A 6,555-nucleotide genomic window follows, 5' to 3' on the forward strand; every position below is an offset into this window, starting at 1 on the left:
CGAGGCCGAGTTCGCCGACGAGGATTTCTTCGGTGTGCTGGCCGAGGAGGGGTGGGGTGGTGATGTCGGCGGGGGAGTCGGAGAGTTTCAGTGGGTTGCCCACGGTGGTGAAGGTGCCGCGTTCGGGGTGGTCCACCTCGACGATCATGTCGTTGGCGGCCAGTGAGGGGTCTTCGATGATTTCGCGGGTGGAGAGGATGGGTCCGCAGGGGATGTTGTGGCTGTTGAGTCGTTCGAGGACCTGCCATTTGGGCAGGGTGGAGGTCCATTCCTCGATCAGCTGGAACATCTTGGCGAGTTTGGGCAGGCGGGCTTCGGGGGTGGCCCACTCGGGGTCTGCGGCGAGTTCGGGCCGGCCGATGAGCTCGGTGAGCGGGGGCCAGCCGACGGGCTGGACGATGACGTAGACGTAGTCGTTGGGCCCGCCCGGCGCGCACCTGACCGCCCAGCCGGGCTGGCCGCCGCCGGAGGCGTTGCCCGAACGCGGGACCTCGTCGGTGAAGTCGTCGTTGGGGTATTCCGCCAGCGGGCCGTGTGCCAGGCGCTGCTGGTCGCGCAGCTTGACCCGGCACAGGTTGAGCACCGCGTGCTGCATGGCCACGTTCACCCGCTGGCCGCGCCCGGTGCGCTCGCGCTGGAAGAGGGCGGCGAGGATCCCGGCGACGGCGTGGATGCCGGTGCCGGAGTCGCCGATCTGCGCGCCGGTCGCCATCGGCGGCCCGTCCTGGAACCCGGTGGTCGCCATCGACCCGCCCATCGCCTGCGCCACCACCTCGTACGCCTTGAAGTCGGTGTACGGGCCCTGACCGAAACCCTTGATGGAGGCGTACACGATCCGCGGGTTGATCTGCCTGATCCGCTCCCAGGTGAAACCCATCCGGTCCACCGCACCCGGCGCGAAGTTCTCCACCAGCACGTCCGACCGCTCGATCAACGCGGTCAGGATCTCCTTGCCCCGCTCGGTCTTGGTGTTCAGCGTGACACTGCGCTTGTTGCAGTTGAGCATCGTGAAGTACAGCGAGTCCGCATCCGGCACATCCCGCAACTGCCTGCGCGTGATGTCCCCGCCCGGCGCCTCCACCTTCACCACATCCGCCCCCAGCCACGCCAGCAACTGCGTCGCCGACGGACCCGACTGCACATGCGTCATATCCAGCACACGAACGCCTTCAAGAGCCTTCGTCATGATCGCCACCTCACTGGTCCGTCTTGGTGTGTACGGCGCCAGGGGCGCCGTGAGGATCGCGCCTCCCCCGCTCGATCCACCGTCCGGCGGAGAGCAGGCGCAGACGCCGCCTCCGCGAGGGCCGCGGGGCGTGGAGCGGGCTGGGTCGATCGGTCACCGGGCGGCGCCCTGACGCGGGCACCGCCCGGCCGCCGGTCACGGCATCAGTTGGTACTCCGGGAAGTTGCCGGGCAGGCGCTCGTCCGCCGGACCCTGGGTGACCGCGCGTACCAGCAGCTCACCGCCGACGAAGGCACCGCGCCAGGACGCGCCGAACCCGCCGAACAGCTCGTTCCGGTCACCCCGCGAACGCGGCTTGCCGTGACCCACCTTGAACGCACGGATCTGCGGCGAGAGCCGGTCGAAGGTGGCCCGGTCGTCCGTGGACAGCGTGGCCACGAGCGCGCCGTTCGAGGCGTTCATCGCGGCCAGCAGCTCCGCCTCGGTGTCGACCAGGACGATCGTGTCGACGGGGCCGAACGGCTCGGCGTGGTGCAGGGGGGAGGACGGGGGCGGATTCAGGAGCGTGACCGGCTGGACGTATGCCGAGGTGTCCTGACCGGGCAGGAAGCGGGCGTCCGCCGCACTGGCGCGATGCACGGGGACGGCACCGCGGGCGATGGCCTCGGCGACCTGGTCGCGCAGGTCCTTCGCCTTGGCCGCGTTGATCACTGGCCCGAAGTCCAGTGCCGGGTAGGGGTCGTCGGGGTGCTCCACCGCGAGCGGGTGCCCGACGCGCAGCGTGCGCACGGCCGGGAGGTACGCCGCCAGGAACTCGTCGAACAGCTCCCGCTGGACGACGAAGCGCGGGTACGCCGTGCAGCGCTGCTTGCCGTAGTCGAAGAGCTTGGGGACGACGGCCGTGAGCGCGTCCCAGTCCGTGTAGTTCCAGATGCCCCAGGTGTTGAGTCCCTCCTGTTCCAGTACATGGCGCTTGCCGAGGTCGGCGACGGCGGTGGCCACCGCGGCGCCGGTGTCGCGACCGCCGACGAAGGAGACGCAGCCGATCCCGGGCGCCCGCACCAGCGCCTCGGACAGCTCTCCCCCGCTGCCGCTGACGAGGGTGACGGGAATCCCCTCGCGGGCGGCGAGCGCACAGGCCAGGGTCAGACAGGCGACACCGCCGTCGGTCGGGGTCTTGGCGATGACCGCGTTGCCTGCCAGTGCCTGGACCAGCATGGCGTGAACGAGCACACTCATCGGGTAGTTCCAGCTCGCGATGTTGGACACCGGGCCGTCCAGCGGGGCCCGGCCCTCGACCATCGGCTCGATGCCGTCGACGTACCAGCGCACTCCGTCGATGGCCCGGTCGACGTCCGCCTGCGCGAGCCGCCACGGCTTGCCGATCTCCCAGACGAGCAGGAGGGCGAGGAGTTCGCGGTGCTGAGTGAGGGCGTCAAGGGTGGCCGCGACACGGGCGCGGCGCTCGTCGAGGGGGACGTGCCGCCAGGCGCGGTGCTGGTCGAGCGAGGCGCGCACCGCCTGCTGGGCGGTGACCCCGTCCAGGCGCGGCGGGCCGGCGATCGGGCTGCCGTCGACGGGGCTGGTTGCGGGCAGTGCCCGGCCGTCCGCCTGCCAGGCGGAGTTCCAGAGGTTGAGGACGCGGTCGTCCTGGAACGCCTCTGGGGCGACCGCGAGGCAGCGTCGCCAGGCGTCTTCCCAGGACGTGCCGGACTTCACCACGAGATGGGTGGAGTTGAGGGTGGTGGTCATTCGGTGTCTCCGCTCTCGGTGCACAGTCGGGGGCGGGAGGCCGGACAGCTGCCCGGAGGCAGCATGCGTGGCCGCGCGACCATTGGTCGCGGGTAGGAGGGGGAACGCGGAGGCGCCGCGTGTCTGCGGCGGACACTCGGTCGTTCCCGGCGGTCGGTCGTGTCAGCCGCGAGTGGTGTCGTGGTCGGCGTTGGCGGTGTCACGGTCGGCGCCCGTGGTGTCGCGGTCGGTGTCCAGCAGGGCGAGCACGAGGCGGGCCGTGTCGGTCGGGGTGGTGCCGACCTTGACGCCGACGGCTTCCAGGGCTTCCTTCTTCGCCTGCGCCGTGCCCGAAGAACCGGACACGATGGCGCCCGCGTGGCCCATGGTCCTGCCCTCGGGCGCGGTGAAGCCGGCGATGTAGCCGACGACCGGCTTGGTGACGTGCTCACGGATGTACGCGGCCGCCCGTTCCTCGGCGTCCCCGCCGATCTCTCCGATGAGGACGATCAGTTCGGTGTCGGGGTCGTCCTGGAAGGCGGCGAGGCAGTCGATGTGGGTGGTGCCGACGACGGGGTCGCCGCCGATGCCGACACAGGTGGAGAAGCCGATGTCGCGCAGCTCGTACATGAGTTGGTAGGTGAGCGTGCCCGACTTGGACACCAGGCCGATGCGGCCCGGCTTGGTGATGTCCGCCGGGATGATGCCGGCGTTGGACTGGCCCGGTGTGATCAGCCCGGGGCAGTTGGGGCCGACGATCCGGGTGCCCTTCTCCTTCGCGTACGCGGTGAAGGCGACGGAGTCGTGGACCGGGATGCCCTCGGTGATGACGACCACGAGGCCGATCCCGGCGTCGGCGGCCTCGACGACCGCCGCCTTGGCGAAGGCGGGCGGCACGAAGACGACGGTGACGTCGGCTCCGGTCGACCGCATGCCGTCGGCCACCGACCCGAAGACGGGTACGGCACGGTCGTCGAAGTCGACGGTACGCCCCGCCTTGCGCGGGTTGACGCCGCCGACGACGTTCGTACCGGCCGCGAGCATGCGCCGGGTGTGCTTCATGCCCTCGCCGCCGGTCATGCCCTGGACGAGGACCCTGGACTCCTTGGTGAGGAAGACCGCCATCTACCGCTCCTTCAGCTGGTGTGGGCGAGTTGGGCGGCACGGCGGGCTGCACCGTCCATGGTGGTGGCCTGCTGGACCAGGGGGTGGGCACGCTCGTCGAGGATGGCGCGGCCGCGGACGGCGTTGTTGCCGTCGAGGCGCACGACGAGCGGCTTGGTCAACCGCACGTCGTCCAAGGCCCGGACGATGCCGTCGGCGACCGCGTCGCAGGCGGTGATCCCGCCGAAGACGTTGACGAACACCGACTTCACGTCCGGGTCCGACAGGATGACGGACAGCCCGTCGGCCATGATCTGCGCCGATGCCCCGCCGCCGATGTCGAGGAAGTTGGCGGGGCGGGCACCGCAGCCGGCGACCACGTCGAGGGTCGACATGACGAGGCCGGCGCCGTTGCCGATGATGCCGACCTCGCCGTCGAGCTTGACGTAGTTGAGGCCCTTCGCGGCGGCCGCCGCCTCCAGCGGGTCGTCGTGCACCGCGCCCTCGGTGTCCCAACGACACTGCCGGAAGAGGGCATTGTCGTCGAGAGTGACCTTGCCGTCGAGAGCGAGGATCTGGCCCTTCTTCGTACGGACTAGAGGGTTGACCTCCACGAGGACGGCGTCCTCCCGGACCAGCACCTCCCACAGCCGCTCGAGGACGTCGACGGCCTGCGGCGGAAGCCCGGCCGCCGCGGCGATCTCGCCCGCCTTCGCCGAGGTGACGCCCTCGGCCGGGTCGACGGGAATGCGCGCGACGGCCTCCGGGCGACGGGCGGCGACCTCCTCGATCTCCGTTCCGCCCTCCGCCGAGGCCACGGCGAGGAACCGGCCCGCCGCGCGGTCGAGGACGTAGGCGACGTAGAACTCGGCCTCGATGTCGACGGGTTGGGCCAGCATGACCTTGCCGACCGTGTGTCCCTTGATGTCCATGCCGAGGATCTGACGTGCTGTGAGCTCCGCGGCGGCCGGGTCGGCGGCGAGTCTCACACCGCCTGCCTTGCCCCGGCCGCCGGTTTTGACCTGTGCCTTCACGACGACGCGGCCGCCGAGCCCACGGGCGATCTCACGCGCCTCCTTGGCCGAGGACGTGACGTCCGCCCTCGGTACCGGGATGCCGTGTTCTTCGAAGAGCCCTCGGGCCTGGTGCTCGTACAGGTCCATGATCTGGCTCCCGTCTCAAAGGTGCCGCACGACTGAAAGTGCTGCGCGACCCCTGGACATCACCCACGGGATGCGGGATAACAATCTTCATACAGTATCCGTCGACTGTATGCAATGTGCCGGACATGGCCCGTGACCAGCACGCCAGGACGCTCGAGACATAGGGACAAAGGAGGTGACCTGTGACGACGAAGGCTCTTGAAGGCGTTCGTGTGCTGGATATGACGCATGTGCAGTCGGGTCCGTCGGCGACGCAGTTGCTGGCGTGGCTGGGGGCGGATGTGGTGAAGGTGGAGGCGCCGGGCGGGGACATCACGCGCAGGCAGTTGCGGGATGTGCCGGATGCGGACTCGCTGTACTTCACGATGCTCAACTGCAACAAGCGCAGTGTCACGCTGAACACCAAGACCGAGCGGGGCAAGGAGATCCTGACCGCGTTGATCGAGCGGTCGGACGTGCTGGTGGAGAACTTCGCGCCGGGTGCGGTGGACCGGATGGGTTTCACCTGGGAGCGGATCAGGCAGATCAACCCGCGGATCGTGTACGCCTCCATCAAGGGTTTCGGTCAGGGCCCGTACACCGACTTCAAGGCGTACGAGGTGGTGGCGCAGGCGATGGGCGGGTCGATGGCGACCACCGGGTTCCAGGACGGGCCGCCGATGGCGACCGGCGCGCAGATCGGCGACTCCGGCACCGGCATCCACGCCGTCGCCGGGATCCTCGCCGCCCTCTTCCAGCGCGAGCGCACCGGGCGCGGCCAGCGGGTGAACGTGGCCATGCAGCACGCGGTGCTCAACCTGTGCCGGGTCAAGCTGCGCGACCAGCAGCGCCTGGCACACGGCCCGCTGGCGGAATACCCCAACGACGACTTCACCGACGAGGTCCCGCGTTCGGGCAACGCCTCCGGCGGCGGCCAGCCCGGCTGGGCGGTCAGGTGCGCGCCGGGCGGGCCCAACGACTACGTCTACGTCATCGTCCAGCCCGTCGGCTGGCCCCCGCTCACCGAGCTCATCGGCCGGCCCGAACTCGCCGCAGACCCCGAGTGGGCCACCCCCGAAGCCCGCCTGCCCAAACTCGCCAAGATGTTCCAGCTGATCGAGGAATGGACCTCCACCCTGCCCAAATGGCAGGTCCTCGAACGACTCAACAGCCACAACATCCCCTGCGGACCCATCCTCTCCACCCGCGAAATCATCGAAGACCCCTCACTGGCCGCCAACGACATGATCGTCGAGGTGGACCACCCCGAACGCGGCACCTTCACCACCGTGGGCAACCCACTGAAACTCTCCGACTCCCCCGCCGACATCACCACCCCACCCCTCCTCGGCCAGCACACCGAAGAAATCCTCGTCGGCGAACTCGGCCTCG

Annotated in this window: 5 protein-coding genes; 1 reads left to right on the forward strand and 4 read right to left on the reverse strand. The window is 69.8% G+C overall.

Going from position 1 to position 6,555, the window contains the following annotated elements; translation table 11 throughout:
* From frc (AC5P09_RS50950) to sucC, 4 genes are all read right to left on the reverse strand, one after another.
* Positions 1-1,186, reverse strand: a 1,186-nt coding sequence (gene frc, locus AC5P09_RS50950; RefSeq protein ID WP_493880470.1) for a formyl-CoA transferase, incomplete at its 3' end; no start/stop codon positions are given.
* 195 nt (positions 1,187-1,381) lie between these two features.
* A complete protein-coding gene (locus AC5P09_RS50955) occupies positions 1,382-2,938 on the reverse strand; it encodes an aldehyde dehydrogenase family protein (RefSeq protein ID WP_493880471.1) in 1,557 nt (518 codons plus the stop codon).
* A 162-nt stretch (positions 2,939-3,100) separates the two neighbouring features.
* Complete coding sequence (sucD, locus tag AC5P09_RS50960; protein WP_493880472.1) at positions 3,101-4,042, reverse strand: succinate--CoA ligase subunit alpha; 942 nt, start codon at positions 4,040-4,042, stop codon at positions 3,101-3,103.
* Positions 4,043-4,053: 11 nt separating this feature from the next.
* A complete protein-coding gene (gene sucC, locus AC5P09_RS50965; RefSeq protein WP_493880473.1) occupies positions 4,054-5,184 on the reverse strand; it encodes an ADP-forming succinate--CoA ligase subunit beta in 1,131 nt (376 codons plus the stop codon).
* 221 nt (positions 5,185-5,405) lie between these two features.
* Between sucC and frc (AC5P09_RS50970) the strand changes: the two genes are divergently transcribed.
* Positions 5,406-6,555, forward strand: a 1,150-nt coding sequence (frc, locus tag AC5P09_RS50970; RefSeq protein ID WP_493880474.1) for a formyl-CoA transferase, incomplete at its 3' end; no start/stop codon positions are given.

This window comes from Streptomyces sp. a15, assembly GCF_059026085.1.